The organism is uncultured Clostridium sp., from assembly GCF_934754915.1.
Lineage (GTDB): Bacteria > Bacillota > Clostridia > Clostridiales > Clostridiaceae > Clostridium.
The window spans coordinates 23,514-42,204 of record NZ_CAKVKB010000023.1 but is presented as its reverse complement, the minus strand read 5'-3'; the positions used below and the strand labels follow the sequence as shown (position 1 = coordinate 42,204).

The window sequence follows — 18,691 nt, the reverse complement described above, 5'->3', positions numbered from 1 at the left end:
TCTCCAAAAATATATCCATTATACCATTCCTTTATAGTCTCATATTTATTTTCCATACTATAATCCTTGCATATTTTTTCAACTTCCTCTGGCGTAAACCCAAAATATTCATCATATCTTGTATTTAATATGGATATTATTTTTAAATTATTAAGACCTGTAAATATGGATTCCTTTGAAATTCTAAGACATCCTGTTATTACTGCAAATTCAAGTGAAGCATTAGTCTTAAGCGATGATTCGAAAAGTGATCTTATAAAGTCAATCATCTCTACATAAAATCCTCTAAAAAATGAATTTTCCAGTGGTACATCATACTCATCTATTAAAATTACTACTTTTTTATTAAAATACCCTTCCAAGCATTTGCTTAAAAACTCCAATTCTGTAACATAAAGCTTTTCATCTTCAAGACCATCTAATATATTTTCATATCTTATTTTATCTTTATTAGACATTTCTGAATTTAAAATATATCTATGTCTATTGAATTCATCAATTATTTTTTCTTTAAGACAGCTGTATGCAAGTTCATATGTAGGCTGTTTTGCAGATTTTAATGATAAATTTATGACAGGATACTTTTCCATATGTGAAGTGTATTCTTCACCTTCATTCATTATATTCATTCCATTAAAAAGATAACTGTTATCTTTTTTCTCTCCAGTCTTCTCATTCCTTTTGTCTTCAAAGAAATACTGAAGCATGCTCATATTCAGCGTCTTCCCAAATCGTCTTGGTCTTGTAAATAAATTTACTGATGCTTTATTATCAATCAGGTCTTTTATCAATAATGTTTTATCTACAAAATAATATCCTCTTGTTATTATCATTTCAAAATTATCTATTCCTATTGGTAAGGGTTTATTATTCATAATACACCTTCCTCCATTCAATTCTATATCTGTCTTATCATTATATCCTAATTCTATATATTTTAAAATTGTACTGTAGAAAATGTAGTTATCACTGTAATTGGGATTAATATATAAAAAAATCTGCTTCGCAGACTGTGTGTTTCTGCCCCCTTCAAAAGTTATCCACAGATTGTTCGAAAATATAATTTCCTATAGAATAAAAAAGTAGATATAAGAAAACTTCTCATATCCACTTCTTTACTCAATTATTTTATTTTAGTTGCTGCCCCGCTGCTATTAAATCTATAACCATACAATTCTGTATCATGAGCCATTTGTCCATTACTATATAAAAGATAATCCTTTCCTTTATCCTCTATCCATCCAGTCTGCATTACTCCTGAATTATCAAAATAATACCATTCTCCATTAATTTTAACCCATCCAACCTGCATAGCTCCGCTAGAATTAAAATAATACCACTTTCCATCTGTCAAAACCCATCCTGTTTTCATTGAGCCATCATTTCTATCTCCAAGAAAATACCAGTTTCCTCCATCAGACCACTGCCATCCATAAAGCATATATCCTCTCTTGTCAAATAAATACCAGTTTTCTTTTATTTTCTGCCATTTATCTTTTGGATAGGTTCCGTCATCAAATTTATACCACCATCCAGTATTGTCAAGCTCCCAGTGTCCTTTCTTTGAATCAGTTTCACAGCTTTCATTGAAATAATTACAGTCTCCTACAAAAGTTCCTATTCTTCCATTTTCAGTATACTGCCATCCTACAATATTTTTAAAAAAACCAGTAGACACATTTTTAAATGATGAAGTATAATTTGCTATCCAGCATTTTCTATCCTGAACATAGCCCTTTATTAAACTAAGATTACTGATAAAACCACTATAAGTGTATATTCCTATCTCCACAGAGGATAACTCCTGCCATCTGTTTATAAAACGTAAAACATATCCTGAAAGATTGTTGAAATAAACTTCAACATCTAACATAAACACAAGATCATGGTCATAGTCTTTAGTTGCATTATAAGCATTTTCAGCCTGTGATTCAGGACTGCTTGTTCCCACTAAAAAATGATAAAATCCTGTTTTTAATCCAAGGCTCTTTGCCTGTAGATATCTTTTTGAAGTAAGCTTATCTACAAATGTAGTTCCCTCTGTAGCTTTTAAATAAAGATATTCTACTTTATTTTGTTTAAGAACTGACAGATCTGATATAGAATTATTATTGCTTATATCTACACCTTTTACATTAAATTCCATACACTTCTCTCCTTTCACATTACATATATATGCGAAAGTAGCCTTATTTGATATTAATTAAACAGAGGTTTTTTATTTCTTTATTAACTGTAAACTATAATACAGATTATACATGAAAATTACTTCTGTACACATCAAAGTTGAATATCCATCTTACACCACCCTTCTCCATTGGCAAAAGACATACTTTTGAAAGTATAATCATCTTTCCCCACAAGTGGGGAAAATCTCAATGCACTAAATTAATTTATGTAAAATTCAAAATATTAACCTTAATGAGCTTTTTCCTAGTATTTATCATAATTATTTCTGAATATTTAGTTTTATAAATGTATGCAATAAATATAAAAAATCAGATATTCAATATTAAAACAAAAAGTTCAAGATGTGTTTTTGCATCTTGAACTTTTTATTTTTAGTTACGTTCCTAATTTATTTTTAATGCTCTCATAGAATTTAAGATTGCAATTACTGAAACTCCTACATCTGCAAATACAGCTTCCCACATATTTGCCATTCCAAATGCACCTAAAATAAGAACTAATGCCTTAACTCCCAAAGCAAATACAATATTCTGCTTTACAATTTTAAGTGTCTTTCTTGAAATTCCCACAATAGATGCTATTTTTCTAATATCATCATCCATAAGAACAACATCTGCTGCTTCAATGGCTGCATCTGACCCAAGACTTCCCATTGCAATTCCAATATCAGCTCTAGTCAATACTGGCGCATCATTAATTCCATCTCCAACAAAAGCAAGTTTTTCTTTTTCATTCTGTCCATTAAGAAGACGTTCAACCTGTGCTACTTTATCACCTGGAAGAAGTTCTGCATGAACTTCATCAATTCCAAGCTCCCTTGCAACCTCTTCTGCTGCTGCTCTTCTGTCTCCAGTAAGCATGATACATTTTTTCACACCAACCTGTTTCATTTTTTTAATTGCTTCTTTTGCGCCTTCTTTTATGGTATCGGAAATTACAACAACTCCAGCAAATTTTCCTTCACATGCTACATATACAATAGTTCCCATTTTACTGCATGAAGTATATTTTATTCCTTTTGATTTCATTAGTTTTTCATTACCAACAAGAACTTCTCTTCCATCTATAAGAATTTTTATTCCATGTCCTGCTATTTCTTCAGCATCTGATACCCTGTTCATGTCAATTGTCTTTCCATAAGCTTCTTTTATAGATCCTGCAATTGGATGATTAGAATATGCTTCGCCTAATGCTGCAAGTTCTAGAAGTTCATCTTTATTATATACTTCTTCTGGTAATATATCTGTTACTTTAAATTCACCTTTTGTCAATGTTCCAGTCTTATCAAATACAATAGTAGTCATTTCTGCAACTGCTTCTAAATAATTACTTCCCTTTACTAATACACCAATCTTTGATGCACCGCCTATTCCTCCAAAAAATCCAAGGGGTACAGATATTACTAATGCACATGGACAAGAAATAACTAGAAAAATACAAGCTCTTTGAATCCATGTACTCCATCCTCCGCCTAAAATTATAGGCGGCAATACTGCAAGAACAGCTGCTCCTATAGTAACTACTGGTGTATAATATTTTGCAAATCTTGTTATAAAATTTTCTACTTTAGCTTTCTTTGTACTTGCATTTTCTACAAGTTCTAAAATCTTTGCAACTGTTGAATCATCAAACTCTTTTGTTGTCTTTACTTTTAAAGTACCGCTCCCATTTACACATCCGCTTATTATTTCATCTCCTACAGATGCTTTTCTTGGTACAGATTCACCTGTAAGTGCAGCAGTATCAATAAGTGATTCACCCTCTACTACAACTCCATCAAGGGGAATTCTTTCTCCTGGTTTTACAACTATTGTAGAACCAACTTCAACATCATCTGGATCTACCTGTATCAATTTTCCATCTTCTTCAATATTGGCATATTCAGGACATATATCCATCATATCAGATATAGACTGACGTGATTTTCCCACTGCATATCCCTGGAATAATTCACCTACCTGATAAAACAGCATAACAGCAACAGCTTCTGAATTTTCCCTTACAGCAAATGCTCCAAAAGTAGCTACTACCATAAGAAAGTTTTCATCAAAAATCTGTCCATTTCTTATATTTTTGAAAGCCTTTAGTACTATATCATATCCTATTACAAGATATGGAATTAAATATATTATAAATAAAATCCATGGATTATCTATATTTTTCATAAATTCTGTGTGTTCTCCAATCATTAACAGAACAAACAAAACAAATGTTATAATTATACGAATGAGCATTTTTCTCTGTTTCTTAGTCAATTCTTCTCATCCTCCTTTTTAATTAAGTACTGAAATTCTATAAAAGCCCAGATTCAAGAAAGGTTATTTCTCATAATCCGGGCTCCTGATTACATTAATATTACACAGTCTGGTTCAACCTTTGCACAGACAGATACAACTTCCTTCATTATATCATCAAATTTATCATCAACTGCATCAACCATCATCTTTTGAGTTAGAAAACTAACACTTGCATCATTTACTCCCGGAATTTTCTTTATAGCTTCCTCCATTTTTGCTGCACAGTTTGCACAGTCTAAATCTTGTAATTTAAATTTCTTTTTCATATATATTTCCCCTTTCAAATTTTTATTATTCTTCAATATGTTCTCTTCCCTGATCAATAATATGACTTACATGGCTGTCTGCTAGGGAATAGAATACTGATTTGCCTTCTCTTCTGCTCTTTACAAGCTTTGCCTGTTTTAAAATCTTCAATTGATGTGAGACAGCAGACTGTGTCATATTTAGAATGCTTGCTAAATCGCACACACATACTTCAGATTCAAAAAGTACAAATAAAATTCTTATCCTTGTAGAATCTCCAAAGACTTTAAAAAGTTCTGCCAAATCATACAATTCGTCTTCATCTGGCATCCTTTCATTAACTTTATTTAATAATTCTTCATGTATTTGAAATGCATCGCAGCATTCTACATCGTTTATTGCCAATCTACCACCTACTTATATTTATATTCAAACATATGAATAATTGTTCATATGTTTATATTAAATCATTTGATAATAATTGTCAATACAAAAATTTTTTATTATATAAAATATTATTTTCCTATATTATTTGTTCCAAATTTCTAAATCATATTCATAATAAAAACTGGTATTATTTTGAAATATGAAATTTCAAAATAATACCAGCAACTTATCAATTCTATTTATTATTTTATTTAAACATTTTACATATTAAATAAGCATCAAAACCAAATTAATATATATTACTTACTTTCCTATAAGCTTATCATTTGTACATATATGATTTACAAGCCAGTCATTTAAAAAATTTAACAATTCTAAAATATATTCTTCTTGATTTTCATCGATTTTATTTAAATCAATCTCATCTAATTTCTTGATAAAAGCTTGATGTTCTATTTTTTGAGTAAACATTCTCTTATAATTTATACTTTCCATATAATCCTCTTCAGTCTTAAAATGAAAGCTTGTATATTCTTTAAGTTCTTCAATTAAGTGAACAATTTTATCATATTTATCAGTTATAAATTCATTCTTCAGTAATTTATAAGTTTCATCTGCTATTTCAAAAAGTCTTTTGTGCTGTTCATCTATAATATCAATTCCTGTTTTAAATTCTTCTTTAAATTCATACATGCCGTTTCTCTCCCCCATATATCATAATAATAGCAAATATTTAGATATTCATATTTTTGATGTATACTCAAAATTTCACAAAACTTTACTTTAGTTTACAAAAATATATCTATATGAATATATTACCATTAAAATCGTAATAAATCTAATCAAAAATTATTAACCATATATAATATATTTTGTACAAGATTAAAATTATATTTAAAATCTCATCTTTTAATTACTAATCCATATTCTTTTATTATTATAAATATTAAATCTATAATAATTATTATTTTTTAACTATAATTCAATATAATACAGAAAATAAATAAAAAATGTTGAAAATTTAATTTCAACATTTTTTATTATCATTTTTATGGAATTTTAACTCTAAATATTAAATAAAATCATAAAAACACTTTTTCTTAATTTACAGTGACCAACTAAGTGCTTCTTTTCTTGCATTTATAAAATCTGCATATATTCCAGATTGATTTGAAAGTTCTTCATGAGTTCCTTTTTGCACAATATGGCCTCCACTTAATACAATAATCTGATCAGCATGTTCAACTGTCTTTAATCTGTGAGCAATCATAATAATTGTCTTATCATGTGTCAATGCTTCAATTGCACTTTGAAGTTCTTTTTCATTTTCTGGATCAACATTAGCAGTTGCTTCATCAAGTATTATTATAGGAGCATCTTTAAGCATTGCACGAGCAATCGATATACGCTGTTTTTCACCACCAGAAAGTGTTCCGCCACCTTCTCCAATAACCGTATTATATCCATCTGGAAGCTCCATTATAAAATCATGACAGCATGCCTTTTGGGCTGCTTCCACAACTTCTTCATGAGTTGCATCATTCTTACCAAATTTAATATTGTTTTCAATAGTATCTTGAAATAGATATACATTCTGAAACACCATTGAAATATTTTTCATTAAAGTATCTAACTTATAATCTTTTACATTGTGATTTCCAAGAAGTATTTCTCCAGAATCCACATCCCAAAATCTTGCTATAAGATTACAAAATGTTGTTTTACCTCCACCAGATGGACCTACAATTGCAGTTGTAGTTTTTTGTGGAATTTTTAAGTCAACATGATCCAATATTTTCTTATCTCCATAAGAAAAACTTACATCTTTAAATTCAATATCTGAACTTTCAGCTTTCAAATCTTTTCCTTCAATGTCCATTGTAGGAGTTTTGTCGATTGAATTTACTACTTCAATTGATGCTCCAAGCATCTGTAATAAATCCGCCATATTACCTGCACTTTCTAATTCCTTATATATCATAAATGATACTACTACCATCAAAATGCAATATGCCATATTAATAGAACCATCTATATAAAATTTTATTGAAAGAGCCATAATAGCAATGTTAAACACTTTTACTGCAAACTGCCTCAAAGCTGCCCATGGAACTACATTATATTCAATTTTTAAAGCTTTTTCACAACTATCATTAATCTTTTTCTGAACGGATTGTTTTGAATCTTTTTCAAGTCCAAATGCCTTTACAACACTAATTCCCTGTATATATTCTAAAACTGCTTCTACAAGGCTCTCCTGTGCATGCTGTCTTTCTGCACTTGAATTAACTATATGCTTTTGAGCAAGCTCTGTAAAAAATAGATAAACAATTATTCCCAATATAGCAATTAATCCTATTCTCCATTCTACTAAAAAGACTGCAAGTGACAAAACTGCAGTATTTAGGAATCCTCCAAGAACAACTACAAGACATCTTGAAGCTGAATTTTCAATATCACCAAGAGTAGTTGTTACTACTGCTGTAATGTTTCCAAGACTATTCTTGTTGAAAAATCCCATTGGTATATATCTCAAAAGATCTCCAATATGTATTCTTTTATCAGAAACCATAAAATATCCTGCACCTGTCTGATCACTTAATGAATAATAAGTACAAACTGATCTTCCAGCAATTGATATTAACATTATTATAAGCATTTTCCACCCAGCTGCTGAATCATGCTGATTATTTATTACGCTATCCAATCCAATTATCAAAGCACCAAACTGCATAGCTGTAAACACTGCGCTTATAAATGATATAACTATAGATCTTTTTAAAAGCTTGTTCCTGCTACCTGCAAACAAAAATATTTTCTTTAATACTTGAAACATATCTTACTCACTACTCCTTTCAAATCTTGTCTTTAGCAGATATATGAGCATTCCACATATCTGAATATAAACTGCAGTTTTTCAAAAGTTCATCCTGTTTTCCTTGAGCTACTATATTTCCATCCTTAACTACAATGATTTTATCTGCATCTGCAATTGTAGAAAGTCTGTGAGCTATAACAATAAGAGTCTTATTTTTTACCAGCTTTGATAAAGCTTTTTGAATTAATGCTTCATTTTCAGGATCAATAGCTGCTGTTGCTTCATCAAGAATTATAATGGGAGCATCTTTAAGCATTGCACGTGCTATGGATATTCTCTGTTTTTCACCACCAGATAGATGTCCTCCGCCTCCTCCTGCAACTGTATCATAACCATTTTCAAGCTGACGGATAAACGAATCACATCCTGCTGCCTTTGCTACTTTTTCAACTTCTTCATCAGATGCTCCTCTTTTTCCCATTCTTATATTTTCTCTGACAGAACAGTTAAATAGATAATTGTCCTGAGATACATATGCAATCTGACTATTAAGCTGATCAAAAGGAATATTTTTTATATTTATTCCACCAATACTTACAGATCCTTCTGTAACATCCCAAAAACCCGCTATAAGTTTTGCAATAGTAGATTTTCCTGAACCCGATGGACCTACAAGTGCTGTAACTTTTCCTGATTCTATTTCAAGATTTACATTTTTAAGAACTTTTTCCTGATCCTTTTCATAACTGAAAGACACATCTTTTAATGATATGTTTCTGCTATCTAATTTTACATTCTTTTCAGGTCTTATAAGTTCCTCTGCATCAAGTATTGAAGAAATTTCTGAAACATTTGTTCCAACTACAGCAAGATCATCTACAAATGTCATAGCTGCAAGAAGTGGTCCTGTAAGTCCAAGTGATAATATGATTATGGTGAAATAATTTTCAACAGACAAACTTCCATTTAACCACAATATATAACCTATAGGAAGTATTGTAACTAATACAGCAGGAACTATAGACTGCATGTTACACATATATTTCTGATTATCACTCATCCAGTCTACATAATACTGTGCATTTGCTTCTACTGAATCTGAATACTTTTTATATGATCCAGCTGACTGGCTGAATGCTTTTACAACCTGAATTCCTCCTATATACTCAACAATTGCATTTGCCATACGCTTTCCAACCTGTACTGCCCCTTCCCAGCGTACTGCATATGTCCTTCCACTTAAACTTGCAATAAATACTCCAACTACAGTAGTAACTAAAGAAGCCAATCCCATTCTCCAGTCCAGTACAAATATATAAATAGCTATAAATAATGGAACTAATACATTTGAAGTCATTTCAGGAATAAGATGTGCTAAAGTTGGCTCCATTCCTTCTATTCTGTCAACAATAGTTGTTTTATAAGAACCCGAAGGAGTATTTAAAATTGTTCCCATTGGAATACGTGATAATTTCAAAATTGCTTTTTTTCTAATTTCCCTTAATGTATGATAAGTTGCTGTATGAGAAACTCCTGTTGATAAATTTGCAAAAATAACATGTCCAATATATCCTGCTGATGCAATCCCTATCCATTTAAAAAAATCAGAAAATTCAACTGAACCTTTGAGAAGGATTCCTATAATCTCAGCTGCACAAAAATAAGGCACTATGCTGCATGCAACACCCAATACAGCCAATATAACTGAAAGTATATACCATGAATGCTCTGTTTTGCTCCATTCCCACAACTTTGCGAATGGAGAAGTTTTTTTTGTTTCTTCCATAAATACATCTCCTTTAAATTTAATATATAAACATTGATTATTAAAATTAATATATAATTAAAATCATTCTCAATAAAAGAATATATTATTCCCATTTTTTTATATCCTGGCTTAACATTATATTTTATTTCTATATCAAGCCAGGCATTATTATTTTTATTAATCAATGATTTCTGCTATTTTCTACAACCTGAAATAATTCTTCCTAAAATTACAGAAGACCTAAAATCTTCAGCCAGCCTGCTGAATAAAAATCCCTTAATTGTGACATATATTCTACTGCTTGCTCTCTTTTAACATCATGTATTATCGTTTCAAATATTCCATGAAAAAAGGCAGTTACTACGATATGGATAAGACCTGTATCAATATGATTTTTCAAAAGCCCGGCTTCCATCATATGATTTATTAATATATGACTAGATTTAACTTCTATGCTTATAAGCCTGTCTACATAGTTTTCATATTTTGTTCCATTAGAACAGCATGCTATGAGCTTAAAAACATCATAATTGTCATAAATATATTCAATCATCCAGTCATAATCCTGTTCAGTAAAACTCTTCAAACTTTCTACCTGAAAATCTATAGGCATTTTTGAAAATTCTTCCTGATCTTTTATATAATTCTGTTCTAAAGTATCTGCTGTTTCTTTCACTATTAATTCAAACAGTGTTTCTTTATCTTTATAATATCGATAAATTGCACCAGTTGTTACGTTTAATGAAGCTGCTATATTTCTCATAGATGCTTTTTGAAATCCCTTTAAAAGAAATTCTTTTTTACCTGCTTCAAGAATATCACATGCTAATTTTTCATTTATAAGTTTCATTTTTCCTCCTTAGCAAAATAAAATAACATTGTTATTTAATAACAATGTTATTTTATGACTTTCGCTTATATTTGTCAACATCTATATGTAATACATTTATATTCCATATATTATTTTTATACTAAAAAATATCTCCTTATTTTAGCTGTTCCTTCTTCATCAACTGGATATTGATCTACTATTCTACCATCTTCAAAATGTATGACATCTGTACAGCAATCCATAATTAATTCAGGATCATGGGTAATGACATAAATTATTTTGCCACTTTCCTGAAGTTTTTTTAATAAAGATGCTACCTTTTTCATATGCCTATAATCAAGTCCGCTGGTTGGTTCATCAAAAAATAAAATTGAACGGTTGGATGCAATAGCTGATGCAATAGCAACTCTCTGTTTTTGGCCACCTGAAAGTGACATAGGATGCCTGCCTTTATATTTTAGAAGATCAAGCTGCTCCAAAATATAATCTTCTTTAACTTTCTCTTTATCATCATTCATACTTATCTGTATTTCATCTGAAACGCTTTCCGTAAACAACTGATGATTTACTTCCTGCATCACCATATAACATATATTTAATCTATCCTTTGCTTTCATTTTTTTATTTTTAAATATAATGGTTCCTTTATTTTTTTCAAGACCACAGAAACATCTTGCAAAAGTAGATTTACCTGCTCCATTTCTACCAATAATTGCAGTAATTCCACCTGCAGGTATCTCACAATCTTCTATAGACAAAATCATGGAATTATTCTTAAGAGAGAATTTGAAATCATTAAGTTGAATTTTTTCATTTGAATAAATTTTATGTTTATCTGCTTTTATGTTATTAAGAGTATATTTTCTTAATCCCATTTTCTCTCTTTCTTCTTCTTTCAATTTTTCAAATTCTTCACCTGTATATTTATTCATAATTTGTCCATCACAAATATATAAGAAATGATCTGCTAATCCTTGCAAATAGAACAGCCTGTGTTCTGATACTATAATTGTCTTTCCTTTTTCTTTCCAATGTTTAAAAATATTTCTCAGTTCCATTATTGAATTTACATCCAGATTTGAAGATGGTTCATCCATAACCAGAATTTCAGGTTCCATAGCCGCTACAGAAGCACATGCGATTTTTTGCTTTTCTCCTCCTGAAAGATGAAAAATATTCCTTCCCATAAGTTTTTCCATATTAAATTCTCTTACCGTTTTATCAATACGTTCATTAATTTTTTCCTCTGTCAATCCAAAATTTTCACATCCAAATGCAATTTCACTTGTAGTATCTACATTAAAAAACTGAGATCTTGGATTTTGAAAGACACTTCCAACAAACCTTGCAGTATCATATAAAGGCTGATTAGAAATTACTTTTCCATTAACCTTTACACTTCCTGTCAATTCTCCTTCATAGAAATTGGGAATAAGTCCATTTATCAATCTTGTAATTGTAGTTTTTCCACATCCGCTTTCACCACACAAAACAACAACTTCTCCTTTGTTGATCTTCAGACTAATATTTTTTACGCCACCCTTATTATCTCCTGCATAAACAAATGAAACATTTTCTAGTTCAATCAAAATTTTTCCCTCCTCATATGTTTAACCGTATATGAAAAAGCCTGCAAAACATATTAAACAAACTGCTATCATTAAAACATCCTGAATATGAATTCCTATTCTGCATACATTGGTCCTCTTTACAGGTGCACCTAATCCTCTTGTAAGAGACGCAGCTGATAGTTCATCCCCTATTTTTATTACTGAAAATATAAGAGGAATCAGTCTGTATTCAATCATTAAAAGAGGATTTTTCCCTCCAAATCTTATTCCTCTCATTTTCATTGCATCTGTAATTGATTCATATTCTTCCTTTATTGTTGGGAAAAAACGAAATATAACTGATAATGGTATAACAATCTTATCAGGAAGATGCATTTTCTCCATTGCTGAAATAAATTCACTCACTGAAGTTGTTGCTAATAAATACGCGCCAGTCATAAACCCAGGAGCAAATCTTGTCATTATAGAACATGTTGCCAATAAAACATAAGAGAATATTCCTTCAAAATTTTTAACAGCTATATGTTCCATTACAAAACATAATAAATACAGTATTAAATATTTTACAGCTGTTTTATACCTTCTTTCTGTAATTATTAATATAAATGGTATAATACTCAAAAAAGGTCTTATAATATTCATGCTTCCACTGTTTCCAGTACTTAAAAGAAGGCTTGTCACTGTTATGAGAAGAAACAGCTTTGATCTTGGATCAAATATTATAGAAGTTTTATTTTTTTCCATTGATAAAAAAGATGTTTCCATTAAACTATACCTGCTTTTTCAAAGTGTTTTCTCAAGACTGCTTTTCCAATAAGTCCTCCTATTATTCCGCATAAAAAGCATCCTATAATAACTAAGATAATACTCCATGTAGGCATAACAGACATAACTTGCGCTGCATATTCTTCTCCAAAACCGCTTGCAAAATCTGCATATGCTTTATCTGCCATAAAATACATTGGTACATATGTCCCAATCATCCATAAACTAAAAACTGAATATCCTAAAATATTTTTTTTAACACTTTTATATTCTCCAGATTTCATTATCCAATCTCCAATAAAACCAGAAACAATTCCTAATGGCATACCCCAGAATCCCATTCCTGTAAGTCCCATAAGCATTCCGCTTAAAATTGCCATAATCGTAACCATTCCAAATTTCTTTACCTTTGTAGAAAAAATCATAAATATTATTCCAGTAATAAGTATCCAGCATGGACCTAAAATAGGCATAAAAATGGGTATAAATCCTATTGGAATTGCAACTGCACATCCAATAATGAAATATAATGCTGTAAACAGACCAATATTAATAAGGTCTTTTGCCTGTAATTTATTATTCATCTAAAAACCTCCATTATACTATAAATTAAGTTAGCATCTTCTAACTTTCTGCCTAAATATAACATATACTGATTTTCACTTCTATGACAATTTATCTTTTCAGCTCCAAATAGCATCGAATATTAGAATTTTCATAGTAAAATTTTATAAATCTATTATAATAATAAAATGACAGCATTTACTTAAATTATAAGGAGAATATTATTATGAATACAGAAGAAATCATAAAAAAATGTACTGAATTTCCTGAAGTTTCATTTAAATCAGGCCCAAATAACATATTGCTTATACTTAATCATCCCCATGGTACTGGTTCTATGAATCTTTATCAAATATTCCCTGGCATTTCTATAGCTTATATTTCTATAAATTCAGATTTATGGCCTGCACCAGATTTATCAAAAACAAAAAATTCTTCAATAAAAAATCCCCTTTTATTGAATTATTGTATTTCTGGCCGCTGTGAGCTCCTGTTAGATAATAATACTTTTGTTTATTTGAAAAATGGTGATTTTTCCATTACCACTCAATGTGCTCAAAAAGATTATACTTATCCTACAAAATATTACGAAGGAATTGAATTCTTTATTGATATTGATCTTATTTCAAGTACTGCCTCATATATTAATGATATTTTTAAGATTGATATTGCTAATTTTATAAATATTTACTGTTCTTCACAAAACATATACATTTCTAAATGTACAGAAAACATTGCAACACTTCTTATGGAAATGTGGAATTTATATAATGGAAAAAACCTTAATGATATTTTTACCATACAGATACTTACCTTAAGATTGCTTAAAATTCTTTCAGTAAAAGAAAACATGCCTAAACAAAAATCCTGTACTTTTTTTACAAGTACTCAAGTTAAAATAGCACAGAAAACCCAAGAGATAATTACATCAGATTTGAGCCAGCACCATCCTGCATGGCAGCTAGCAGAACTGTTTTCAATAAGTGAGACAAGTTTAAAGAATTATTTTAGAGGTGTGTATGGTGAAAATATATCTGTCTATCTTCGCAAAATGCGTATGAAGAAAGCTTCAGAAATGCTTGAAAATACCAGGCTTCCAATTTCTAAAATTGCAGAACAGGTTGGATATATGAATCAGAGTAAATTTGCTTCTGTATTTAAACTTCATTTTAATATATCTCCTTTAGAATATAGACGCCAAAAAGCTATCGAACATATTAAAAGTGTCTGATATAAAAGCACACATCCTTTTTCATGTTGACATTCTCCATTCTTGTATTATTGGGAGTGAACTTTCTCATCTTGACTAGAACAACTTACAAACCGAAAAATACTTAATGATGCCATAGTTAAATATGGTTTTAAACCTCTTGACACAAAATGGTGGCATTTTACTTTAAAAGCATACCATATCCTCATACATATTTTACCTTTCTTGTAAATTCTGAATCAGTAAAACAATAATACCCTTACTAATTAATATAAATGCTGCAGTAATAATATATTTTAAGAATTTCAATATATCTGTATTGCTAAAATTTAATATAGATATACTAAAAATATATTTTTTACTGCAGCTTTTACTTTCACATTATATGCTTTTTAATAGCTATATTTTTATTAAACTTTTCATATTCTACTTTAAAACCTGGCTTATAAATTCATCTTTTCCTATTCTATCCATTACATGAGAAATTCTCTCACCTTTATTTCCAGTTTTTCTGTAGAAGTCCATTATCTTATCAACCATTGGAATTATTTCTTCTTCCTTAAATATTTTTCCTAATGAATCACCAATCCTCATTCCACGTCCAAATCTTCCACCTACGAATATTTCTGCTCCTTTTTCTTTAAAAACTATTCCACCAGTTTTGCATAATCTTGCACACTCTCCGCATTTTACGCATAGTTCTTCATTATAAACAACTTTCTTATCAATAACCTGTAATGCTTTCTGTCTGCATCCCTTGACACATAAACCACAGCCTACACATTTGTCCAAATTGAAACCTGGAACACCTCTTCCCATTATTCCAATATCATTTATATTGGCTTTTGCACAATTATTTGCACATCCAACAATTCCTATTTTACATTTATGAGGTGTATCTGTTCCAAAATATTTTGCTTCAAGTTTTCTGCATATTTCCTGAGTATCTATATTTCCATGCAGACATACAGTCCCCTTACATGCTACAAGAGGTCTTATTTTCTGTCCTGTTCCACCATGTCTTAATCCTAATTTTTTAGCTTCTTCCATAACTTTTTCAGCATCTTCATCTTTTATCCATGGAATTTCAATCTGAAGTCTTGTTGTCATTCCCATGTATCCACGTCCATATTTGTCTGCAATATATCCAAGATTTTTTAATTCCTCAGTAGTAAAATTACCAGCTCGTCCTAAAAATCTTACTGCATAATGCTCCTTATCATTCTGCAATAAAAATCCTACTGCCTTAAGTTCTTTTTGTCTCTGCGCACTTACCATTGTTTTTACCCCCAAATTCTAAAATAATAAGCCAACTCATCTCAGATTATTATCTTAGATGGCTGGCTTAAGCTCCACACCTTTTTATAGAATTAAGCCTATTTTCGTCAAGTATGTTATCTTACTTCTATAAAATACATCCTTTGTATAAATTTTTCAAGATATATATTAATACCTAATATATATTTTTAAATACAATTTTACGATAGGCTTCAAAACTCATCCATTTATTAAAGAATTCATCCTGTAATTTTTCCTTTTTAGAAGAATTATATTCATCAATAAATTCTTTAAATTCATCTGTTGATGAAACATTAATCTTAAATCCTCTTCCGTTTGTAATTGGATAATCACCATAAATATATTTATCTAATCTTATTATTTCTTCAACCTTTTTATTTCTTATCTTTACAGCCGTATTATCTCTCAATATCAAAATATCGAAATTTTCAGGATATTCATAACTTTCTCCTTTTATAGGTATTTCATCACCTATTGAATATTTCTGCTTTTTATCATAATATTTTGTTATATTAAGACTTTCCATATTATAATAGAACTCTTCAAATATATCGCCTCTTGCATGTAATTTTCCATTTACAAAAGCTGTATTTCTTTCTGAATTCTCTCCCACATACTCAATTACACCACAAGCTGAAGTCATGTTTGTTACCCTGTCTATCAATATTAATTCCCCTAATGTCTTATGAGAATTAAATCTATCTACAACGACCTTTTCTGCCAATACTATTTTACAATATGCAATCTCATTTTTTGTTAATTCATAGGAATCTTTATGTTCTCCAGTATTTACATCAATTGAATATTCAATCTTAGATACAACTGCTGGTATAAGCTTAGTTCCAATTTTAGCAAGGAACTCTTGTCCATTATTTAATTTGCTGTCATCCATCCATAAAATAGTTGCTTCAATGTTCTTTTCACTCTTAATATGAGCATCTTTAAATAATACACATCCTCTTGATACATCAACTTCTTTATTTAAAGTAATTGTAACAGGCTGCCCTCTAAATGCTCTTTCAACTTCCTTTTCTCCAATGTTTATGCTTTTTACCAGCGCTTTTTCATTGCTTGGAAGTGTTGTAAGTTCATCTCCTATCTTAACTTCTCCACATTCAACCTGACCTTGAAATCCTCTGAATTCATGATTAGGACGGCATACTCTCTGTACAGGCATATAGAATCCTTCTTCATCAACATCTGATACATCTACATTTTCAAGATATGTTAAAAGAGGTTCTCCATGATACCATGGTATATTTTCTGATTTTGTCGTTATATTATCTCCTTCAGTAGCACATAATGGAATTATTTTAACATCCTTAAGTGATAATTCTTTTGAAAGTTCATTAATAACTTCTTCTATCTTTTTAAATTTCTCTTCATCATAATCTATTAAATCCATTTTATTTACAGCAAATACAAAATGTTCAATTCCCATTAAAGAACATATTCTTGCATGGCGTCTTGTCTGAACTAACACTCCTTGTTTTGCATCAACTAATATTACTGCCAGATCTGCAAAAGATGCTCCAACTGCCATATTTCTTGTATATTCTTCATGTCCTGGAGTATCAGCAACAATGAAACTTCTATTATCAGTAGTAAAATAACGATATGCAACATCAATGGTTATTCCCTGCTCTCTTTCTGCCATAAGTCCATCAAGAAGAAGAGAATAATCTATTTTTCCATCTCTGCTTCCAACTTTACTGTCAAGTTCTAGTGCTTTCTTTTGATCAGCATATAAAAGTTTTGCATCATATAATATATGTCCTATGAGGGTTGATTTCCCATCATCTACGCTTCCGCATGTAATAAATTTTAATAATCCTTTCATTAGAAATAGCCCTCCCTTTTTCTTCTTTCCATACTTCCTGCAGCTTCATTATCTATAACTCTTGTTGTTCTTTCTGAAGAAACAGCACTTAGAGTTTCTTCAATTATTTCATCAAGTGTTGTTGCTTCTGATTCACATCCTCCTGTAAGTGGATAACATCCTAGTGTTCTGAATCTTACTTTTTTATATTCTATTTTTTCTCCAGGTTTTAACTTCATTCTGTCATCATCAACCATTATTATATTTCCATCTCTATACACAACAGGTCTTTCTTTTGCAAAATATAGTGGCACAATATCAATGTTTTCTCTTTTTATATACTGCCAGATATCCTTTTCTGTCCAGTTTGATATTGGAAATACTCTCATACTTTCACCTTTATTTATTTTTGTATTAAAGAGTTTCCACATTTCAGGCCTTTGGTTTTTTGGGTCCCATGCATGAGCTTCATTTCTGAATGAAAAAATACGTTCCTTTGCTCTTGATTTTTCTTCATCACGTCTTCCACCGCCAAATGCAGCTGTAAACCCATATTTGTTCAATGCCTGCTTTAACGCCTGTGTTTTCATTATATCTGTATATGCTGATCCATGATCAAAAGGATTTATTCCTTTCTTGACACCTTCTTCGTTGGTATAAGTAAGCATTTCTATTCCAAGCTTTTCTGCTGTTTTATCTCTAAATTCTATCATTTCCTTAAACTTCCACGTAGTATCTACATGTAAAAATGGAAATGGTGGTTTTTCAGGATAAAATGCTTTCATGGCAAGATGAAGCATTACTGAACTGTCCTTTCCTATTGAATATAGCATTACTGGTTTTTCACATTCTGCTGCAACCTCTCTTATTATGTATATTGCTTCTGCTTCTAATTCATCTAAATGAGATAATTCATTCATATATA

The 18,691-nt window shown here is 30.3% G+C and carries 16 protein-coding genes; 1 reads left to right on the top strand and 15 read right to left on the bottom strand.

What is annotated here, in order from left to right; genetic code table 11:
* The 12 genes from Q0F58_RS06015 to Q0F58_RS05960 all read right to left on the bottom strand — a co-directional run.
* Window positions 1-875: AAA family ATPase (locus tag Q0F58_RS06015; RefSeq protein ID WP_294373659.1), on the bottom strand; the 875-nt coding region annotated here is incomplete at its 3' end.
* Window positions 876-1,123: 248 nt separating this feature from the next.
* On the bottom strand, window positions 1,124-2,146 hold the full coding sequence (locus Q0F58_RS06010; protein ID WP_294373657.1) for a GH25 family lysozyme: 1,023 nt from the start codon (window positions 2,144-2,146) through the stop codon (window positions 1,124-1,126).
* A 427-nt stretch (window positions 2,147-2,573) separates the two neighbouring features.
* Window positions 2,574-4,445 carry a heavy metal translocating P-type ATPase gene (locus Q0F58_RS06005; protein WP_294373656.1) on the bottom strand — a complete coding sequence of 624 codons (1,872 nt, stop codon included), beginning with the start codon at window positions 4,443-4,445 and terminating at the stop codon, window positions 2,574-2,576.
* Window positions 4,446-4,534: 89 nt separating this feature from the next.
* Window positions 4,535-4,753, bottom strand: a complete 219-nt coding sequence (locus Q0F58_RS06000; protein WP_294373654.1) for a cation transporter — start codon at window positions 4,751-4,753, stop codon at window positions 4,535-4,537.
* 25 nt (window positions 4,754-4,778) lie between these two features.
* Window positions 4,779-5,138 carry a helix-turn-helix transcriptional regulator gene (locus tag Q0F58_RS05995; protein WP_294373651.1) on the bottom strand — a complete coding sequence of 120 codons (360 nt, stop codon included), beginning with the start codon at window positions 5,136-5,138 and terminating at the stop codon, window positions 4,779-4,781.
* 285 nt (window positions 5,139-5,423) lie between these two features.
* Complete coding sequence (locus Q0F58_RS05990) at window positions 5,424-5,813, bottom strand: bacteriohemerythrin (protein ID WP_294373649.1); 390 nt, start codon at window positions 5,811-5,813, stop codon at window positions 5,424-5,426.
* A 412-nt stretch (window positions 5,814-6,225) separates the two neighbouring features.
* A complete protein-coding gene (locus tag Q0F58_RS05985) occupies window positions 6,226-7,956 on the bottom strand; it encodes an ABC transporter ATP-binding protein (RefSeq protein WP_294373647.1) in 1,731 nt (576 codons plus the stop codon).
* Window positions 7,957-7,975: 19 nt separating this feature from the next.
* A complete protein-coding gene (locus Q0F58_RS05980) occupies window positions 7,976-9,724 on the bottom strand; it encodes an ABC transporter ATP-binding protein (protein ID WP_294373644.1) in 1,749 nt (582 codons plus the stop codon).
* A 211-nt stretch (window positions 9,725-9,935) separates the two neighbouring features.
* Window positions 9,936-10,556, bottom strand: coding sequence for a TetR/AcrR family transcriptional regulator (locus Q0F58_RS05975; RefSeq protein WP_294373641.1), 621 nt, complete (start codon window positions 10,554-10,556; stop codon window positions 9,936-9,938).
* A 116-nt stretch (window positions 10,557-10,672) separates the two neighbouring features.
* Window positions 10,673-12,127 (bottom strand): ABC transporter ATP-binding protein, encoded by a 1,455-nt coding sequence (locus Q0F58_RS05970; RefSeq protein ID WP_294373638.1) that lies wholly within the window; start codon window positions 12,125-12,127, stop codon window positions 10,673-10,675.
* Window positions 12,128-12,148: 21 nt separating this feature from the next.
* Window positions 12,149-12,874, bottom strand: coding sequence for an energy-coupling factor transporter transmembrane component T (locus Q0F58_RS05965; RefSeq protein ID WP_294373635.1), 726 nt, complete (start codon window positions 12,872-12,874; stop codon window positions 12,149-12,151).
* A complete protein-coding gene (locus tag Q0F58_RS05960; RefSeq protein WP_294373632.1) occupies window positions 12,874-13,458 on the bottom strand; it encodes an MptD family putative ECF transporter S component in 585 nt (194 codons plus the stop codon). The genes Q0F58_RS05965 and Q0F58_RS05960 overlap by 1 nt, the downstream gene beginning before the upstream one ends.
* A gap of 206 nt (window positions 13,459-13,664) precedes the next feature.
* Here Q0F58_RS05960 and Q0F58_RS05955 point away from each other — a divergent pair, with 206 nt between their 5' ends.
* Window positions 13,665-14,669, top strand: coding sequence for an AraC family transcriptional regulator (locus tag Q0F58_RS05955; protein ID WP_294373630.1), 1,005 nt, complete (start codon window positions 13,665-13,667; stop codon window positions 14,667-14,669).
* A gap of 405 nt (window positions 14,670-15,074) precedes the next feature.
* Here the strand turns inward: Q0F58_RS05955 and Q0F58_RS05950 are convergent, their stop codons facing one another.
* The 3 genes from Q0F58_RS05950 to cysD form a co-directional block, all read right to left on the bottom strand.
* A complete protein-coding gene (locus Q0F58_RS05950) occupies window positions 15,075-15,926 on the bottom strand; it encodes a 4Fe-4S binding protein (protein WP_294373627.1) in 852 nt (283 codons plus the stop codon).
* A 175-nt stretch (window positions 15,927-16,101) separates the two neighbouring features.
* Window positions 16,102-17,787, bottom strand: coding sequence for a sulfate adenylyltransferase subunit 1 (locus Q0F58_RS05945; protein WP_294373624.1), 1,686 nt, complete (start codon window positions 17,785-17,787; stop codon window positions 16,102-16,104).
* Complete coding sequence (gene cysD / locus Q0F58_RS05940) at window positions 17,787-18,686, bottom strand: sulfate adenylyltransferase subunit CysD (protein ID WP_294373622.1); 900 nt, start codon at window positions 18,684-18,686, stop codon at window positions 17,787-17,789. The genes Q0F58_RS05945 and cysD overlap by 1 nt, the downstream gene beginning before the upstream one ends.
* Between the last annotated feature and the right edge of the window lie 5 nt (window positions 18,687-18,691).

Bases quoted from the DNA above. Each gene is read 5' to 3' on its own strand.
- Q0F58_RS06010 (WP_294373657.1), bottom strand. From the start codon at position 2,146: ATGGAATTTAATGTAAAAGGTGTAGATATAAGCAATAATAATTCTATA.
- Q0F58_RS06000 (WP_294373654.1), bottom strand. From the start codon at position 4,753: ATGAAAAAGAAATTTAAATTACAAGATTTAGACTGTGCAAACTGTGCA.
- Q0F58_RS05990 (WP_294373649.1), bottom strand. From the start codon at position 5,813: ATGTATGAATTTAAAGAAGAATTTAAAACAGGAATTGATATTATAGAT.
- Q0F58_RS05985 (WP_294373647.1), bottom strand. From the start codon at position 7,956: ATGTTTCAAGTATTAAAGAAAATATTTTTGTTTGCAGGTAGCAGGAAC.
- Q0F58_RS05980 (WP_294373644.1), bottom strand. From the start codon at position 9,724: ATGGAAGAAACAAAAAAAACTTCTCCATTCGCAAAGTTGTGGGAATGG.
- Q0F58_RS05975 (WP_294373641.1), bottom strand. From the start codon at position 10,556: ATGAAACTTATAAATGAAAAATTAGCATGTGATATTCTTGAAGCAGGT.
- Q0F58_RS05965 (WP_294373635.1), bottom strand. From the start codon at position 12,874: ATGGAAACATCTTTTTTATCAATGGAAAAAAATAAAACTTCTATAATA.
- Q0F58_RS05960 (WP_294373632.1), bottom strand. From the start codon at position 13,458: ATGAATAATAAATTACAGGCAAAAGACCTTATTAATATTGGTCTGTTT.
- Q0F58_RS05955 (WP_294373630.1), top strand. From the start codon at position 13,665: ATGAATACAGAAGAAATCATAAAAAAATGTACTGAATTTCCTGAAGTT.
- Q0F58_RS05950 (WP_294373627.1), bottom strand. From the start codon at position 15,926: ATGGTAAGTGCGCAGAGACAAAAAGAACTTAAGGCAGTAGGATTTTTA.
- Q0F58_RS05945 (WP_294373624.1), bottom strand. From the start codon at position 17,787: ATGAAAGGATTATTAAAATTTATTACATGCGGAAGCGTAGATGATGGG.
- cysD (WP_294373622.1), bottom strand. From the start codon at position 18,686: ATGAATGAATTATCTCATTTAGATGAATTAGAAGCAGAAGCAATATAC.